Source organism: Propionicimonas sp. (genome assembly GCF_034927565.1).
Taxonomy (GTDB): domain Bacteria; phylum Actinomycetota; class Actinomycetes; order Propionibacteriales; family Propionibacteriaceae; genus Propionicimonas.
In genome coordinates this window covers 1-14,789 of record NZ_JAYFPT010000057.1, presented here as the reverse complement: position 1 = coordinate 14,789, position 14,789 = coordinate 1, and the positions used below count along the sequence as shown (strand labels likewise).

15 protein-coding genes are annotated in these 14,789 nt (G+C 68.4%); 4 read left to right on the top strand and 11 right to left on the bottom strand.

Annotation, left to right across the window (positions count from 1 at the left end; all coding sequences use genetic code 11):
* Positions 1-143 precede the first annotated feature (143 nt).
* The 5 genes from VB080_RS11310 to VB080_RS11290 all read right to left on the bottom strand — a co-directional run bounded on the left by VB080_RS11310 (position 144) and on the right by VB080_RS11290 (position 5,375).
* Positions 144-1,190 (bottom strand): ABC transporter permease, encoded by a 1,047-nt coding sequence (locus VB080_RS11310; protein ID WP_323418553.1) that lies wholly within the window; start codon positions 1,188-1,190, stop codon positions 144-146.
* Between the two features lie 12 nt (positions 1,191-1,202).
* Positions 1,203-2,240, bottom strand: a complete 1,038-nt coding sequence (locus VB080_RS11305; RefSeq protein WP_323418552.1) for an ABC transporter permease — start codon at positions 2,238-2,240, stop codon at positions 1,203-1,205.
* Positions 2,237-3,745: a sugar ABC transporter ATP-binding protein gene (locus tag VB080_RS11300; protein ID WP_323418551.1), complete on the bottom strand. Its 1,509-nt coding sequence runs from the start codon at positions 3,743-3,745 to the stop codon at positions 2,237-2,239. The genes VB080_RS11305 and VB080_RS11300 overlap by 4 nt, the downstream gene beginning before the upstream one ends.
* Positions 3,746-3,845: 100 nt before the next feature.
* Positions 3,846-4,907, bottom strand: a complete 1,062-nt coding sequence (locus tag VB080_RS11295; protein ID WP_323418550.1) for an autoinducer 2 ABC transporter substrate-binding protein — start codon at positions 4,905-4,907, stop codon at positions 3,846-3,848.
* 96 nt (positions 4,908-5,003) lie between these two features.
* Positions 5,004-5,375, bottom strand: coding sequence for a sensory rhodopsin transducer (locus tag VB080_RS11290; protein ID WP_323418549.1), 372 nt, complete (start codon positions 5,373-5,375; stop codon positions 5,004-5,006).
* 128 nt (positions 5,376-5,503) lie between these two features.
* Here VB080_RS11290 and VB080_RS11285 point away from each other — a divergent pair, with 128 nt between their 5' ends.
* Positions 5,504-6,574, top strand: coding sequence for a LacI family DNA-binding transcriptional regulator (locus VB080_RS11285; protein WP_323418548.1), 1,071 nt, complete (start codon positions 5,504-5,506; stop codon positions 6,572-6,574).
* 79 nt (positions 6,575-6,653) lie between these two features.
* Here VB080_RS11285 and VB080_RS11280 read toward each other — a convergent pair whose 3' ends face one another.
* On the bottom strand, positions 6,654-7,151 hold the full coding sequence (locus VB080_RS11280; RefSeq protein ID WP_323418547.1) for an NUDIX hydrolase: 498 nt from the start codon (positions 7,149-7,151) through the stop codon (positions 6,654-6,656).
* A gap of 212 nt (positions 7,152-7,363) precedes the next feature.
* On the opposite strand from VB080_RS11280, the gene VB080_RS11275 reads away from it, so the two are divergent.
* Positions 7,364-7,969 carry a DUF4956 domain-containing protein gene (locus VB080_RS11275; RefSeq protein ID WP_323418546.1) on the top strand — a complete coding sequence of 202 codons (606 nt, stop codon included), beginning with the start codon at positions 7,364-7,366 and terminating at the stop codon, positions 7,967-7,969.
* Complete coding sequence (locus VB080_RS11270; RefSeq protein ID WP_323418545.1) at positions 7,966-8,742, top strand: polyphosphate polymerase domain-containing protein; 777 nt, start codon at positions 7,966-7,968, stop codon at positions 8,740-8,742. Before VB080_RS11275 ends, VB080_RS11270 begins: the two co-directional genes overlap by 4 nt.
* Positions 8,743-8,904: 162 nt before the next feature.
* Here VB080_RS11270 and VB080_RS11265 read toward each other — a convergent pair whose 3' ends face one another.
* Both VB080_RS11265 and VB080_RS11260 read right to left on the bottom strand, forming a co-directional pair.
* The gene (locus VB080_RS11265; RefSeq protein ID WP_323418544.1) at positions 8,905-9,456 is read right to left on the bottom strand and encodes a hypothetical protein; all 552 of its coding nucleotides are present in this window, start codon (positions 9,454-9,456) and stop codon (positions 8,905-8,907) included.
* Positions 9,457-9,550: 94 nt separating this feature from the next.
* Entirely contained in the window at positions 9,551-9,736 is a 186-nt protein-coding gene (locus VB080_RS11260; protein WP_323418543.1) for a hypothetical protein, read from the bottom strand.
* A 163-nt stretch (positions 9,737-9,899) separates the two neighbouring features.
* Between VB080_RS11260 and VB080_RS11255 the strand changes: the two genes are divergently transcribed.
* Complete coding sequence (locus VB080_RS11255) at positions 9,900-10,385, top strand: GyrI-like domain-containing protein (protein WP_323418542.1); 486 nt, start codon at positions 9,900-9,902, stop codon at positions 10,383-10,385.
* 74 nt (positions 10,386-10,459) lie between these two features.
* Here the strand turns inward: VB080_RS11255 and recQ are convergent, their stop codons facing one another.
* From recQ to VB080_RS11240, 3 genes are all read right to left on the bottom strand, one after another.
* On the bottom strand, positions 10,460-12,298 hold the full coding sequence (recQ, locus tag VB080_RS11250) for a DNA helicase RecQ (RefSeq protein WP_323418541.1): 1,839 nt from the start codon (positions 12,296-12,298) through the stop codon (positions 10,460-10,462).
* Positions 12,299-12,524: 226 nt separating this feature from the next.
* The gene (locus VB080_RS11245) at positions 12,525-13,337 is read right to left on the bottom strand and encodes a CAP domain-containing protein (protein ID WP_323418540.1); all 813 of its coding nucleotides are present in this window, start codon (positions 13,335-13,337) and stop codon (positions 12,525-12,527) included.
* Positions 13,338-13,458: 121 nt separating this feature from the next.
* Positions 13,459-14,789 (bottom strand): chloride channel protein (locus VB080_RS11240; protein ID WP_323418539.1); only part of this gene is annotated, 1,331 nt, incomplete at its 5' end.

Genomic DNA, 14,789 nt, shown 5'->3' with positions numbered 1-14,789 from the left:
ATCGGCGCACTCGCCAACTCCGGCGTCACATCCTCCACCGTCCAGCCACGCTCGACCAGATGAGCCTTCACCGCCTCCTTCAACGGAAACCCCGCAAAATCAGCCCCGACCACCACAAACCTGTCGCGCGCCAACTTCATCCTTCACTCACCTTTCCGTTTGCCGGAACGTCCACCCGGCCCATCTTTCGAGAAGTAGTTCAGCACCATGACCGCCAGCAGCACGCCGCCCCAGATCAGCGGCCGGTAGAAGTTGCTGATCGCCGGGAACATGTTCAGGCCCGACGACAGGATCTGCAGGATCACGATCGCCAGCACGACACCCGACAGCCGGCCGCTGCCGCCATTGGGGTTCACCCCGCCCAGCACCACGATCAGCACCGTGAGCAGGGTGTAGGTGGAGCCGTAGTCGGCCTTGGCCGAGTTGTAGTTCGCCAGCATCACCAGGCCGGCCAGCGCCGCCCACAGCCCGGAGAACATATAGGTGCGGACCAGCAGGCTGGTGGTGTTCAGGCCGGAGAAGCCAGCCGCGGTGGCGTTGGTGCCGAGCATCCGGATCTTGGTGCCGAAGGAGGTCCGGCCGAGCACCAGCCCGACGACGATCGCCGCCAGGATGAACACGATCAGCGGCATCGGGACGAGGCCGCCCACTTTGCTGGCGAAGGTGTCACCCCAGGCGGACGGCAGGCCCGAGACCGGCTTGCCGCCGGTGATGATGATGGCGATGCCGCCGAACAACTCCAGCGTTCCCAGGGTGACCAGGATCGGCGGGATCTTCACCTTCGCCACCAGGAAGCCGTTGAGCGCGCCCGCGAGGGCACCGGCCACCAGCGCGAAGGCGATCGCCGCGATGATCGCCACCGTCACCGAGCCGCCGTCGGCGGCCAGGCTCAGCATGATCACGGCCGCGCCGATCGATGTCATGTTGGCGATCCCGACCACGGACAGGTCGATGCCGCCGGTCATCATGGTCAGCATCACCCCGAGTGCCATCAACCCGAACTCGGGGAACTGGATGGCCATCGACTGCCAGGTGCGCAGGTTCAGGAAGCTGCCGGTCTTGATGATCGTGAAGAACAGGAAGATCGCTATCAGCAGCAGGATCAGCCGGGTCAGGTGGGTGTCGCGGGTGATGGCGCGGAGCGCCCGGAACTGCCTGGTCGGCTTGGGGTCAACGACGTTGGTGCTCATGGCAGTCCTTCCTTACACCGCTGCCCGGAGGCGACCACTCGCCCGGGTCACCTGGTAGGCCGAGATTCCGGTACCGACGATGATCAGCAGGCCGAGCGCGAAGCCCTGCCAGAAGGTCGGGATACCGAGCAGGATCATCGAGTTCTGGACGATCGTGATCAGCAGCGTGCCGAGCATCACGCCGGTCAGCGAGCCGGTTCCACCGGTGATCGCCGTCCCGCCCAGGACGACGGCGGCGATCACCATCATCTCCATGCCGAGCAGGTTGGTGGGATGCATCTGGCCCATCATCGAGGTGCGGATCAGGCCGGCGATCGCGGCGATCACGCCGACGATCACGTACAGCCAGAACTTGATCTGCTTGACCTTGAAGCCGGCCCGGGCGGCAGCGCTCTCGTCCCCGCCGATGGCGTAGATGCCGCGGCCGAACATGGTGTAGCGCATCACGAAGAAGACGATCGCCACCACGGCCACCAGGAGCAGGAACGACACCGGCATGCTCGAGGTGAGCCCCGACTGCCGGTTGGTGGCCACGAACAGCGTGGCCCGGCCGAACTCGTCCATCGAGTCGGGGATGTCGGGAATCTGGACGGAGTTCAGCGCGCCCTGCATCACCCCCGAGAAGACGCTGGAGGTGCCCAGCGTGATGATCAGCGTCGGCAGCGCGAGCCGGGCGGTGAACAGGCCGTTGAACGCCCCCAGGATGGCTCCCAGCACGATCACCATCGCGAACGGGATGAAGATCGGGCCCTCGATGCCGTTGTCGACCAGGTAGCGGGTGGTCGCGTAGACCGCCAGGGACGCCAGCGCCGGGAACGAGACGTCGATGCCGCCAGAGACGATCACCATGTAGGCGCCGACCGCGAACAGCCCCGGCACCACCATGGCGTTGGCGATGTCGACCAGGTTGTTGGCGGTGTAGAACTGCCCCGACCGCACCTGGATCACCAGGCTGAGCACGAGGATCACCAGCAGGACGTAGAACTCGTTGGACCGGACGACCTTTGCCAGCCACTTCTTCACGCCGTTCACAGCGTTGCCAGCGTTCACAGCGCCACCTCCGTCGCCTCACGGGAGATCAGGTCGGCGAGCTCGGCCTCGGTGGTGGTCGCCGGGTCGATCTCGGCCTCGATCCGTCCGCCCCGCATCAGCAGGACGCGGTTGCAGTTCTGCAGCACCTCGGGAATGTCGTCGGTGATGATGATGATGCCCATCCCCTCCCCGGCCAGTTTCTGCAGGGTCTGGTGGATGTCGTGTTTGGAGCCGATGTCGACCCCGACGGTCGGCCCGTTGAGGATCAGGATGTCGGGCTTGGTGGCCAGCCACTTCGCCAGCACGATCCGCTGCTGGTTGCCGCCGGAGAGGGTGTTGGCGGCGTTGTCCGGATTGGGCGTGGCGATCTTCAGCGCGTCGACCCAGTGCCCGGCCTCAGCCCGCTGCCTGCCGGCGTTCATCGAGCCGAGGAAACCGGTGAGGTCGTCGATCTCGGAGATCACGATGTTGTCGGCGATCGAGCGCTCCAGGAACAGGCCCTCGGTGAGCCGGTCCTCCGGCACGTAGCCGATGCCGGCCTCGATGGCCGAGCGGACGCCCTTGAGGTGAACGGTCTTGTCCTTGACCTTCAGTTCACCGGCGTCGGCGGTGTAGGCGCCGAACAGGGTGAGTGCCAGTTCCGTCCGCCCCGAGCCCAGCAGGCCGGTGATCCCGAGGATCTCGCCGCGGTGCAGGGCGAAGCTGACGTCGCTGAAGCCGCCGGTCAGGCCGAGCCCCACGGCCTCCAGGACGGGCGGTTCGGTGGAGGCCACTCCGGTGAAGTGGGACTCCTCGAACTCGCGTCCGGTCATGAAGAAGGAGAACTTCTTGCGGTCGAGTTCGGACGGCAGGCAGTCCGCCACCACCTCGCCGTTGCGGATGATGGTGAACCGTTCGGAGATCTCGAAGACCTCCTCGAGCTTGTGGCTGACGAACAGGGTCGCGATCCCACGGGCCTTCAGGTCGAGGATGATCCGGAAGAGGGCGTCAACTTCCTTCTTGGTCAGGGCGGTGGTCGGCTCGTCCATGATGATCAGCTTGGCGTCGTGCATCAGCGCCCGGCTGATCGCCACCAGTTGCTTGTCGGCGACCGACAGGGTGCCGACCTTGGCATCCAGGTCGACCTGGAAGTTGATCTGCGCGACCGCCTGCTCGGCGATCTGCCGGAACCGCCGCCAGTTGACCAGCTTGCGCTTGTCGGCGAGTTCGGTGTTGAGCGCGAGGTTCTCCATCACCGTGAGGTTCGGGAAGACCGAGAAGTCCTGGTAGATCACCTGGACCCCGTTCATGATCGCCTCGATCGGGGTGACCTTGCTGTACGGCACCCCGCCGAACTCGATGGTGCCCTCGTCCGGGGTGTAGACGCCGGAGATGACCTTGATCAGGGTCGACTTCCCGGAGCCGTTCTCGCCGGCCAGGCAGTGGATCTCGCCGGGCTTGATCTCCAGGTTGACTCGCTTCAGGGCATGCACCCCGGCGAACGACTTGCTCACGTCCCGGACCGCGATGACGTTGTCAGCCACCTGCCATTCCTTTCACTGTCACTCACCCCGGCAGGCGTGAGCGCGCCGCCGAGACGTGGGCGGCGGGAGGAGAGCCCTCCCGCCGCCCACGGCGTGTGGATCAGAAGCCGAAGCTGTCGACGTTGTCCTTGGTGATGACAACCCAGCCGTTGCCCTCAAGCACCTTGTCGGAGCCCTCGGCGAACTTCATCTCCTTGTAGCCGTCCACATTCAGGTTCACCGGAGCGGTGATCTTGTGGTCGGGTGCGTCCAGCACCTGGCGGGCCAGGTCGGCCATCGCGTAGCCCGCGTCAGCCGGATCCCACAGGGTCAGCGCGGCCACGGAGCCGTCGACCAGGATCTGCTTGTTGGCGGCCGGCATACCGGTACCGGCGGTGAACACCTTGCCCTTCAGGCCCAGCTCGTCGATCGCCCGGGCGATGCCGGGGGCGTCGAAGGAGGAGGTGCCCATGATGCCCTTGAGGTCGGGGTAGGTCTTCAGCAGCTCCTTGGCGACCTGGTAGGCGGTCTCGCCGTCGTCCTGGGACTCCACCCGAGGCTGGGCCTCGAGCAGCTTCATGTTCGGGTACTTCTCCTTCTGGTGGGCGACGCCGCCGTCCGCCCACTCGTTGTGGGAGGCGTTGGTGACGTGGCCGACCATGGTGGTGTAGAGACCCTCTTCTCCCATCGCCTCGGCGAGGTTGTCCATGATGAACGCACCGTAGGCCGAGTTGTTGAAGGCCTCGATGTCGTACATGGTGTTCTGCTGGCTGGCGCCCTCATGGGTGACGACGACGATGCCGGCGTCCAGCGCCTCCTTGAGAACCGTCTCCAGCGCGCCCGGGTCGACCGGGACGACGCCGATGGCGTCGACGTTCTGGGCGATCAGGTCCTGGATGACCTGGGCCTGCTGGGTGGCGTCGGTCTCGGCCGGGCCCTTCTGGTACACAGTGAAGTCCTTGTGGTCCTCCTGGTACTTCTTCACCCCGGTCTCCATCCGGACGAACCACGGGTTGGTGGAGTCCTTGGGGACGATCGCGATGGTGTAGGCCTTGCCACTGCCGCCGTCAGCGGACGGCGCCTGGCTGCCCTCGGTGGCCGGAGTGCTCGAGCACGCGGTGAGCGTGAGTCCGAGCGCAACGACCGCACTCAGCGCTCCTGCGACCAAGCGTCCTTGCTTCATGCTTTCTCCTTCTATGGTTCGGGTGCCGTCGGCATCCGGGTTTACTGCGGGGATGATCGGATTCGATCTCAGGCGGCCGTGCGGCGACGGTCGCGGTCAGCGGGGCGACGGCATCGCCGTCATCAGGGTGTAGGCCGCCTGGGTGGTGTCCAGGCGGGAGTACTGCACCTGCAGGTCGGACGCGGACGCCACCTCGATGCCATAGGGGATCCCGGGTTCGATCCGGAGCCCGCCCACCTGCTCGGGGACGCTGGTGCGCAGGTGCGCGTCGCGCCGGGCGGGCAGGATGATCGGGGCCGAGGTCTCGGGCTCACGATCGGCGAAGTACACGGTGACCGTGAGTTCGGCGTCGGTCTCGGACGGGTTCAGCACACAGATGGACTCGTGCGAGAGCTCGGGCGGTGTGCTCACCACCGGGATGAAGGCGTCCGGAACGTACCAGTGCCGAAGACCTGCGGTGTCTGCCATGTCAACTCCTTGCAGCAGCCTTGCTGTTTGAAGCGGTTCATATCTTGAACCGCTTCAAACTGTATGCTTAAGTCATCTCAACCGCAACGAGAACGACGCGGAACCAGATCACGATTAGGTGACGATCAATGAATGATCGGCCGTCCGGGGCCAGGCTCCCGGCGTCCCCCCGTCCTCGGGGCGACGCGCGGGTGAGCATTCGCGACGTGGCCGCGCTCGCCGGGGTCTCGATCGGCACCGTGTCCAACACGATCAACCGTCCCGAGCGGGTGCGCAGGCTCACCCGCGAGGCTGTGGAACGGGCGATCGCCGAACTCGGCTTCGTCCCCAACCAGCAGGCCCGGGTACTCACCGGCGCCTCCAGCCAGGTGATCGGACTGGTCGTGCTGGACATCCTCAGCCCCTTCTTCATGGAGGTTGCCAGCGCGGTCGAGCGGGCGGCGAACGAAGCCGGGCACATGATGATCCTGTGCGACTCGGAGAACTCGATCGCCAAGCAGGCCGGGCTACTGCAGATGCTGGCCGCCCAGCGCGTGCGCGGCGTCCTGGTGACACCGGCGAGCGCCGACGTCCGGATCGCCCGCGAGGCGCCGGCCAGCGAGCGCCCGCAGATCGTCTTCCTCGACTTCAAGGACTCCGCCCAGCACTGCTCGGTGTCAGTGAACCACGTGGCCGGCGCCCGCCGGGCCGTGGCACATCTGCTGGGGCTGGGCCATGAGCGAGTGGCCTTCGTGGGTGGCAGCCGGGTGCTGCACCAGTTCGACCAGCGCCTCCGGGGAGCGGTCGAGGCGGTGGTCGCCGCCGGTCTCGACCCGGCCACCGCACTGGTCGAGGAGCCGGTCTCCTCGATCGGTATCCGGGACGGCATGCTGGCCGCCGAGCGGCTGCTCGCCCGGGGCGTGCCGAGCGCGATCTTCTGCGGCAACGACATGCTGGCCTTCGGGGTCTACCGCGGGCTGGCCGCGGCCGGGGTGCGGGTGCCGGAGGACGTGGCCCTGGTCGGCTATGACGACATCACCTTCGCGGCCGACTGGATCGTCCCGCTCACCTCGGTGCGCCAGCCGGTCGATGAGCTCGGCTACCGGGCCGCCCACCTGCTCTTCGACCACTCCTCCGGCGACCCCGGGCACGTTCACCAGCAGGTGGTGCTGCAGCCCGAACTGGTGGTGCGTGCCTCCAGCGACCCGTCCGCCCGCTGACTCACGTGGGTGACTGACTCGAATGGGGACGGTTCCTCCTTGAGTCATCCCCACGTGAGTCATGGTTCGTGCGGGGCGGTCAGCGCCAGGCGTCCAGCCAGGGACGCAGACAGCTCACCGTGTCAGGCATGAAGCTGCGCTCGTCCAGCAGTTCCAGCAGCCGCTGCGGGGTTACCCACTCTCCCCAGGCGACCTCCTCGGGCTGCCAGCTGATCGGCCCATCCCAGCTGCACTCGTAACAGAACCCGTGGTAGCGGGTGTGGTCGTCGGCGTAGTCGGCCTCGAACAGTGGACGGAGTTCCACCCCGGTCACCCCGAGTTCCTCCGCCACCTCGCGGACGGCGCTGTCGTAGGGCTCCTCACCGGCTTGCAGCACGCCGCCGGCGGCGAAGTCATAGCGTCCGGGATAGACGTCCTTGGTGTCGGTGCGGCGATGGACGTAGACCAGCCCGTCGGAGTTGCGGACCACCACGGCGGTGGCCGCGTGCCGCAGGTTCTCCGCCCGCATCCTCGCGCGGTCGACCACCTCGCCGGTGGGGTGGCCGTCGTCCCCGTAGAGCGCTACCAACTCAGCCATACTCCCATGTTCGCAGACCCAGGCAAGGACAAAGGCCGATATGCCGACGCCAGCCCTTCTCCGCGGCCAGGATCCCTCGCTCCCTGAGGGCGGCCGTGGCCTTCTCCGATCCGTTGCGGCACCACAGTGGCCTCACAGACAAAGCCAAGGTCCGACTGGCTGGATAGGGGTCAGCCAAGTTCCCGTCCGGGCACAGAGAAGGAGAGACTCCCATGACCACCCTTGCCCTGATCGCCGCCGACCTGGTTGCCATCACCATGCTGGCCCTGGTCTACTTCCGCAGGCACCGGCGTCGCGACCTGGTCACCGCCTTCCTCGGGGTGAACGTGGGAGTGCTTGCCGTCGCCCTCGTGCTCGGCACGGTCCAGACCACCATCGGGCTGGGCATGGGCCTGTTCGGAGTGCTGTCGATCATCCGGCTGCGCTCCACCGAGATCAGCCAGCGGGAGGTGGCCTACTACTTCGCAGCCCTGGCCCTCGGCCTGATCGCCGGGCTCTCGACCAGCCTTCCGCTGGCCGGCGGCCTGATGGCCATGATCCTCGCCGCGCTGTGGCTCGGCGACCACCCGTCGCTGTTCCACGGCAGCCGGCAGCAGACCATCACCCTCGACCGGGCGATCACCGACGAGGCCGAACTGCGCAGCGAGCTGACCAGCCTGCTGGGGGCCCGGGTCGACCAGGTCACCGTCCGGCAGCTCGACCTGGTGCGCGACCTGACGGTGGTCGACGTCCAGTACCGCACCGGGAGGCCGGCCGGCCAGGTCACCGCCGCCCGCACCGAGTCGGCACGCGAGCTCGAAGGGCTGGTCGCGCGATGAGTACCCTCCCGCTGGAGCGCTTCGGCAGCGTCGGCCTCGACGAACTGGTCAGCGAGGCCGAACTGCTGACCCGGGTCGACCGCAAGTACGTCCTGCGGCTCGACGAGACCCTCGGCCTGCTCGACCACCTCGACCCCCGCACCCGGGTGCTGACGATCGACGGCCGGCGCCGCTTCCACTACGAGTCGGTGTACTTCGACACCCCCGACCTGGTCAGCTACCGGCAGGCAGCCACCGGCCGCAGACGCCGGTTCAAGGTGCGCACCCGGAGCTACCTCGACTCCCGCCAGGCCTTCCTGGAGGTCAAGGCCCGCGGGCCGCGCGAGGTCACCGTCAAGGAGCGCATCGGCTACGACATGGCCGCCCGGGACCACCTCACCCAGACCGGTCGCGACTACACCGCCCGGACGCTGTCCGGGCAGGGGCTGGACGCCGGCCTGGCCGACGAACTCGCTCCCGCGCTGACCACCCGGTACACCCGGGCCACCCTGCTGCCCCCGGAGACCGGGGTGCGGGTGACCATCGACACCGACCTGGCCTGGAGCGATGGTGAGCGCGAGCTCGGCATCCCCGATCTGGTCATCGTCGAGACCAAGGCGGGCTCACGCCCGTCCGGGATCGATCGGCTGCTGTGGCGGCTCGGGCACCGTCCCGACTCGGTGAGCAAGTACGGCACCTGCCTCGCCGCCCTGCGCGACGACCTGCCGTCCAACAAATGGGCACGCATCCTGCGCCATCACTTCACCACCGAGGAGACGGCGCGCGCGGCCTGAGGCTCTCTCACCGCCGTCCTGGCAGCTACCGCCAGATCGCCCGGACAGGGGCCCCGACGGCTGGGACAACCGCATCCCGCGGTGCCAGCGGGGCGTGCCGATCGGGGCCCTCGGCCAGGGCGTTGCGCTGTCAGCAGACCTGGGCGAACCAGCAGTCGGCCATCACGAGCCCTGACAGATCGTGTCGATCGACTCGGCTTCCTTCTGGAAGGTGTCGAGGGCGTCGACGTACTTGCTGGCCTTCTTCGGGTCCTTGACGGCGGCCTTCAGCGCCTTCAGCATCGCCTTGCCCGCCGCGACCATCGTGTCGGCCTGCTTCTTGAGTTCCGGGGACGTGATGTCGGCCACCGCCCCCTCCACCGAATCGACAAACTTCTCGATCGCCTTCACCGCCTTCTTCGGATCCGACTCCGCCTCCTTGGAGGCTTCTTGCATGGCATCCGCGGCCTTGAGCAGCGTGAGGTTCAGGGTGACACATTCCTCCCGCAGCGCCCGCCCGGCTGTAGTCGGCGTGGCCGGATCGGCCGGGGCGGTCGTGGGATCGGCCGGGGCTGTGGTCGGGTCAGCCGAGGCGGTAGCCGGATCGGACGGGGCAGCGGAGGCCGGGCCGGACGGTGCTGTCGACGCAGACACCGAGACCGGGGCAGCGCTGCAGCCGACCATCAGGACGAGTCCGAGCACGCTGGCCGCGGCGAGAATTCGGGTGGTGAACATCTGTCTCCAAAGGTCGCATGGGTGGCTTGTCCAGCAACCTACTCCGCCCCGGTCCACAACAAAGGAGGTTCACAGGAATCCTGGTCGCCGCACCCTACTGCTCGGGCAATGGCATCCCGCAGTGCCAGCAGGGCGTACCGACCGGGCCCTCCACCAGGGCGTTGCACTGCGGGCAGACCTGGGCGAGCCAGCAGGCCGGATCGCCGCCGCCGGTGCCCACCGGGTCGATCAGCGGACGCCCGGCATCCCGGGCCGGCAACGGATCGTCGCTGCTGTCCATCGCACCTTCTTCCCCGGCCGCTCTGCTGCGACGATACCCCGGTTCCCGCGGGTGTGGCCCGGCCCGACGTCGTGGGCAACGCAGCGAAACCCCGGCCGCGACTGCGGCTCGGCCGGTGCCAGCCGGGGTTGGCTCTGGCCGACGGGCAGGGCAGGATCAGCGCATGATCATCTCCGAGGCGCTGTCCGAGCCGACTCCGGTCGTCCTCGAGCCCGAACCGGCTGTCGTCATCCGTCAGCGGGACGTCACCATCCCGCAACTGCCCGCGCTGTTCGACGCCGGCTACCGGGCGCTCGCCGCCAGCGGGGCCGCCCTGACCGGCCCGGCGTACGCCCTCTACCGCGGCGACCCGTCGGAGGTCTTCGACCTGGAGATCGGCTTTCCGGTGTCGGAGCCGCTGCCCGCCCCGCTGCCGGGCGAGCCGACGGTGATGCCGTCCACGCTGCCAGCCGGCCCGGCGCTCGCCATCACCCACCGGGGTTCCTACGACTCCCTGCCCGCCAGCTGGGAACGGCTGGCGACCGAGGCCGCTGCTCGCGGGATGACCCCGGTGGGCTGGCTTGAGGTCTACGTCACCGCTCCGACCCCCGACACCGACCCGGCGACGCTGCGCAGCGATCTGTTCCTGCTGGTCGACGGGCCGGCCTGACCAGCACCACCGGACCCGGGCCGGCGCCGCTCGAACTCGGACACAGGCGCACCAGCCGGTGGGAGAACAGCCGGTCAGGAGGCGAAGTCGCGGACCACAGTCAGGACGTCGTCGCCGTAGGTCTCCAGCTTCTTCTGCCCCACCCCGCTGATCGCGAAGAGTTCGTCGAGGGTGCCCGGACGGTGCCGGGCGATGGCCGCCAGGGTGGTGTCGGGGAACACCACATAGGCCGGAACCGACGCTGCCCGGGCGGTTTCCGCCCGCCAGCCGCGCAGCCGCTCGAAGAGTTCCCGTTCGCTCTCGGTGAGGTCGCCCGCGGCCGCCGGTCCCTTCGCGGGCGACGCAGTCCGCTTCCGGCCGGTTCCGGCCCGCACCACCGCGTCCTCACGCAACCAGACGGGCTGCTCACCGCGCAGCACCGGCCACGAGGCGTCCGTGGGCTGCAGGGTGTGGTGGCCGTCCGAGGACACCGCCAACAGCCCGGCTGCCAGCAGTTGCCGGACCACCGCCCGCCACTGCAGGTCGGTCAGCTCGGTGCCGATCCCGAAAGTGCTCAGTTCGTCGTGGTGCCACTGCGCGACCTTCGGGGTGCGCCGGCCGTGCAGGATGTCGATCAGCTGCCCGGCACCGAACTGCTGGTGGCGTTCCCGCTTGAGCCGGACCACGGTGGAGAGCAGTTTCTGCGCGGCGATCGTGCCGTCCCATGGCGTCGGCGGGTTCAGGCAGGTGTCGCAATTGCCGCACGGTTCGCTGGCCTCGCCGAAGTACTCCAGCATCAACTGGCGGCGGCAGCGCAGCGTCTCGCACAACCCGAGCATGGCGTCGAGGTGCTGGCCGAGCAGTCGCTTGTGCGCGGCGTCGCCGTCCGAGCCCTCGATCAGCTGCCGCTGCTGCACCACGTCGGCCAGACCGTAGGCCATCCAGGCGGTGGCGGGCAGGCCGTCGCGTCCGGCCCGTCCGGTCTCCTGGTAGTAGCCCTCGATACTGCGCGGCAGGTCGAGGTGGGCGACGAACCGGACGTCCGGTTTGTCGATCCCCATGCCGAAGGCGATGGTGGCGACCATCACGATGCCGTCGGCGCGCAGGAAGCGGGACTGGTTGGCCGACCGGACCGAGCCGGGCAGCCCGGCGTGGTAGGGCAGCGCCTCGATCCCCTCGGAGACCAGGGCTTCCGCGGTGGCCTCGACCGACTTGCGGGTGAGGCAGTAGACGATCCCGGCATCGCCGTCGTGCTCGGCACGGATCAGCGAGACCAGTTGCTTCAGCGGCTGCTGCTTGGGTTCGATGCGGTAGCGGATGTTCGGCCGGTCGAAGCTGGACACGAAGGTGCGCGCATCCGCCAGGCCGAGCCGGTCGACGATCTCACGGCGGGTGGCCGGGGTGGCGGTGGCGGTGAGCGCGATCCGCGGCACCCCCGGCCAGCGCTGGCCGAGCACGGCGAGCTTCAGATACTCCGGACGGAAGTCATGTCCCCACTGCGAGACGCAGTGGGCTTCATCGATCGCGAACACGGAGACGACCAGCCGGTCGAGGAACTCCTGTGTCCGCGGCAGGTCGAGACGCTCGGGCGCCAGGTACAGCAGGTCGAGCTCACCGGCGAGCGCCAGCTGCTCGGTGGTGCGCTGTTCGTCGAAGCCCTGGGTCGAGTTGAGGAACCCGGCCCGCACCCCGAGGTTCTCCAGGGCTGTCACCTGGTCGTGCATCAGCGCGATCAGCGGCGAGATCACGATGCCCACGCCGGGACGCACCATGGCCGGGATCTGGTAACACAGCGACTTCCCGCCACCGGTGGGCATCAGGACGACAGCGTCACCACCGGCGACAACGTGGTCGATGATCGCCGCCTGCTCGCCGCGGAAGCCGTCGTACCCGAAGGTGGTACGCAGGAGATCGAGTGGCGCAGTGACGGACACGGAGTCAGGGTAGACGAGCCCGCGGACACTCGCCCGTCCGCACGCCACCCCCGTCATGCTGTGACTGAAGCTCCGATCTCCGGGCGTCCGCCACAGCGTCGTTCAGGAACATCCCGAGGCAGGCTCGCCACCGCCCAGGAGGCAGCCCTCTGGCGCGGCCGGCAACAGCACGAGGGCCCTGCCAGCTCTCACCAGCAGGGCCCTCGTCGGTCAGTGACCGTCCCGCTCAGCGCGTACCGCTGGCGACCAACACCCACGTGTAGATCTTGCCCGACTTACTGATCGCGAAACCGACCCCGACGTGCTTGTAGTTGTTGCCCGCAGCGCAGGAGAGCGCCTGGTTGGCATCCCGCCCGCACTCACCCAGTGGGCTACCAGTCTGAAGCAGCACGGAGGATGCAGTGCTGACATAGGACTTGTAGGGGCTGCCCGTCCAGATCCCGGCGACATTGAGGCCCCAGAACTGGCTCTGGAAGCTGGTGAAGTCCGGCAACGCGGTGCTGCTGCCCTTGTCCGCCTTCGCAGCCTGGGCGGCGTACTGCTGGGCAAGCACATTGAGGGTCGCGTTCGGAGTCAGTGCAGTCGAACTGAGCCCGCTGTTCTTCAGGGCCTTGGCGCGGTACTTGTTGATCGCGCCGACAAGATTGGTGGCTTCCTTCGAGGGCGAGAAGACCTGCACCTTCACGGTCTGCGTCTTCTTGCCGGTGTACACCTTCTTCTTGCCGTTCTTGGTGTATTTCACGGTGGTGGTGACCTTGTAGGTGCCGGCCTTGAGGTTGACGCTGGACTTGTTCTTGGCGACCGTCTTCTTGCCCTGCTTGACGGTGATCTTCGCCGACTTCACCTTCACCTTGCCCTCGGTGATGATCTGAGGCTTGACCTTCGCCTTCTTGCCCTTGGCCACCAGATAGGTGGTGTTGCCGTTCACCAGCACCTTCGCGGGCTTCGTGGCAGCGTGGGCCACCATCGGAGCCCCGCCGGCCACCAGAGCCAGACCCAGCGCTCCGGCTGCCAGCACGGACAGCAGTCTCTTCATCATTGCCTTTCCTCGGGGCGGCCGGCCGACGCACAGCGCTCTCTCAGCCGGGATCGTGCCGGAAGTCTATCCAGCGGCGGTGTCGGTTCGGCGCCGGAACCGCCCGGCACACGCACCGGATCGGTCACGAGGACGGCCGGAGTTCCGGTCCGGTCCGGCTGGCGCCGGACGGCAGCCGTTCGGCGATCAGGAACGCGCCCCAGGCCACGACCAGCAGGAGAGCCGCCATCGCGATCGGCGGCCGGGCCAGTTCCCAGCCGAACACCACCGCGAACCAGGGCGCCCGCTGGGTAACCGCCAGCACCCCCACCGCACCGACCAGGGCGAAGCCGGCCACCGACCAGGCCTGGCCGAACTGCTCACCAACCAGGGCTGTCGCCGCGCCCAGGGCGGCTCCCGTCCCCAGCGCCGGGGTGAGGAAGCCGCCGGTCACGCCACTGCCGTAGGTGATCCCGGTGGCCAGGGGTTTGAGCACGACCAGGGTCAAGAAGACGACCAGCGAACCCCCGCCGACCAGCGCGAGCTGGACGATTCCCTTCCCGTTCCCCGGCAGCGCCGGCAACCAGATCGCGCCAACCCCCACCACCAGGCCCCCAACGGCGGTGAACAGCGGCAGCCGCCACCCGGGCCGGGGCCGGAACCGGCTGAACCAGCGCATCAGCAGGTTGAACAACACGCCCACCAGGGCGCACAGCGGGGCGGCCACGACCGCCCACAGCAGACCGGACCAGGCCACGTCCGTCCCGGGGTAGCTGTAGGTGGCGGCCAGTCCCAGCACCGGCCACGAGGTCACCACCGCCACCGCGCAGACCAGGACGGAGACCACGAGCGTGGTCGGTCCGAACCCGCCCGCCAGCACCTCGGTGGCGAACAGCACACCGCTGAGCGGCACGTTGTACACCACCGCCAGGCCGGCGCCGGCACCGGCGACGACCAACCGGTTCCGCAGCCCGACGGGTACTGCCAACAAGCTGCTGATCGTGGAGGCGAGCGCGCCGCCGACCTGACGGGGAGCGCCCTCCCGTCCGATCGATGCACCGGCTCCGACGGCGACGATCTGCAGGACGGCGTCCAGGGACGTCCTGCCCAGCGGGAGCCGGCGCGGACGGGCGCCGACCGCGCCAGCCACCTGGGGCAGCGGACGGCGGCGCAGCCACCACCAGACCAGCCCGCACAGCCCCAGCCCGATCGTTGGCGCCAGCACCCGCCGTAGCGGGTCGGCGTGCGCGACGTTGTCCCCGAAGGCCTCCTCGGACTGGCCGTACGCCAGCTGCTGCACCAGGTGCAGCAGAAGCGTCAACAGCGTCGCGGCGAGGCCGACGCTGAGCCCGACGAGCAGCACCGCCGTCGCGGCACGCAGCCAATCCGGCCAGGCCCGGGTCAGCCGGCGGCAGCCGGCGAGCGCCGCATGCCACCGGGAGCGGCCACCGCCGGGCGCCGGGTTCCTCCACTGCA

Coding starts and splice junctions, on each gene's coding strand:
- VB080_RS11285 (WP_323418548.1), top strand. CDS start 5,504: ATGAATGATCGGCCGTCCGGGGCCAGGCTCCCGGCGTCCCCCCGTCCT.
- VB080_RS11290 (WP_323418549.1), bottom strand. CDS start 5,375: ATGGCAGACACCGCAGGTCTTCGGCACTGGTACGTTCCGGACGCCTTC.
- VB080_RS11280 (WP_323418547.1), bottom strand. CDS start 7,151: ATGGCTGAGTTGGTAGCGCTCTACGGGGACGACGGCCACCCCACCGGC.
- VB080_RS11255 (WP_323418542.1), top strand. CDS start 9,900: ATGATCATCTCCGAGGCGCTGTCCGAGCCGACTCCGGTCGTCCTCGAG.
- VB080_RS11245 (WP_323418540.1), bottom strand. CDS start 13,337: ATGATGAAGAGACTGCTGTCCGTGCTGGCAGCCGGAGCGCTGGGTCTG.
- VB080_RS11260 (WP_323418543.1), bottom strand. CDS start 9,736: ATGGACAGCAGCGACGATCCGTTGCCGGCCCGGGATGCCGGGCGTCCG.
- VB080_RS11265 (WP_323418544.1), bottom strand. CDS start 9,456: ATGTTCACCACCCGAATTCTCGCCGCGGCCAGCGTGCTCGGACTCGTC.
- VB080_RS11295 (WP_323418550.1), bottom strand. CDS start 4,907: ATGAAGCAAGGACGCTTGGTCGCAGGAGCGCTGAGTGCGGTCGTTGCG.
- VB080_RS11270 (WP_323418545.1), top strand. CDS start 7,966: ATGAGTACCCTCCCGCTGGAGCGCTTCGGCAGCGTCGGCCTCGACGAA.
- VB080_RS11310 (WP_323418553.1), bottom strand. CDS start 1,190: ATGAGCACCAACGTCGTTGACCCCAAGCCGACCAGGCAGTTCCGGGCG.
- VB080_RS11275 (WP_323418546.1), top strand. CDS start 7,364: ATGACCACCCTTGCCCTGATCGCCGCCGACCTGGTTGCCATCACCATG.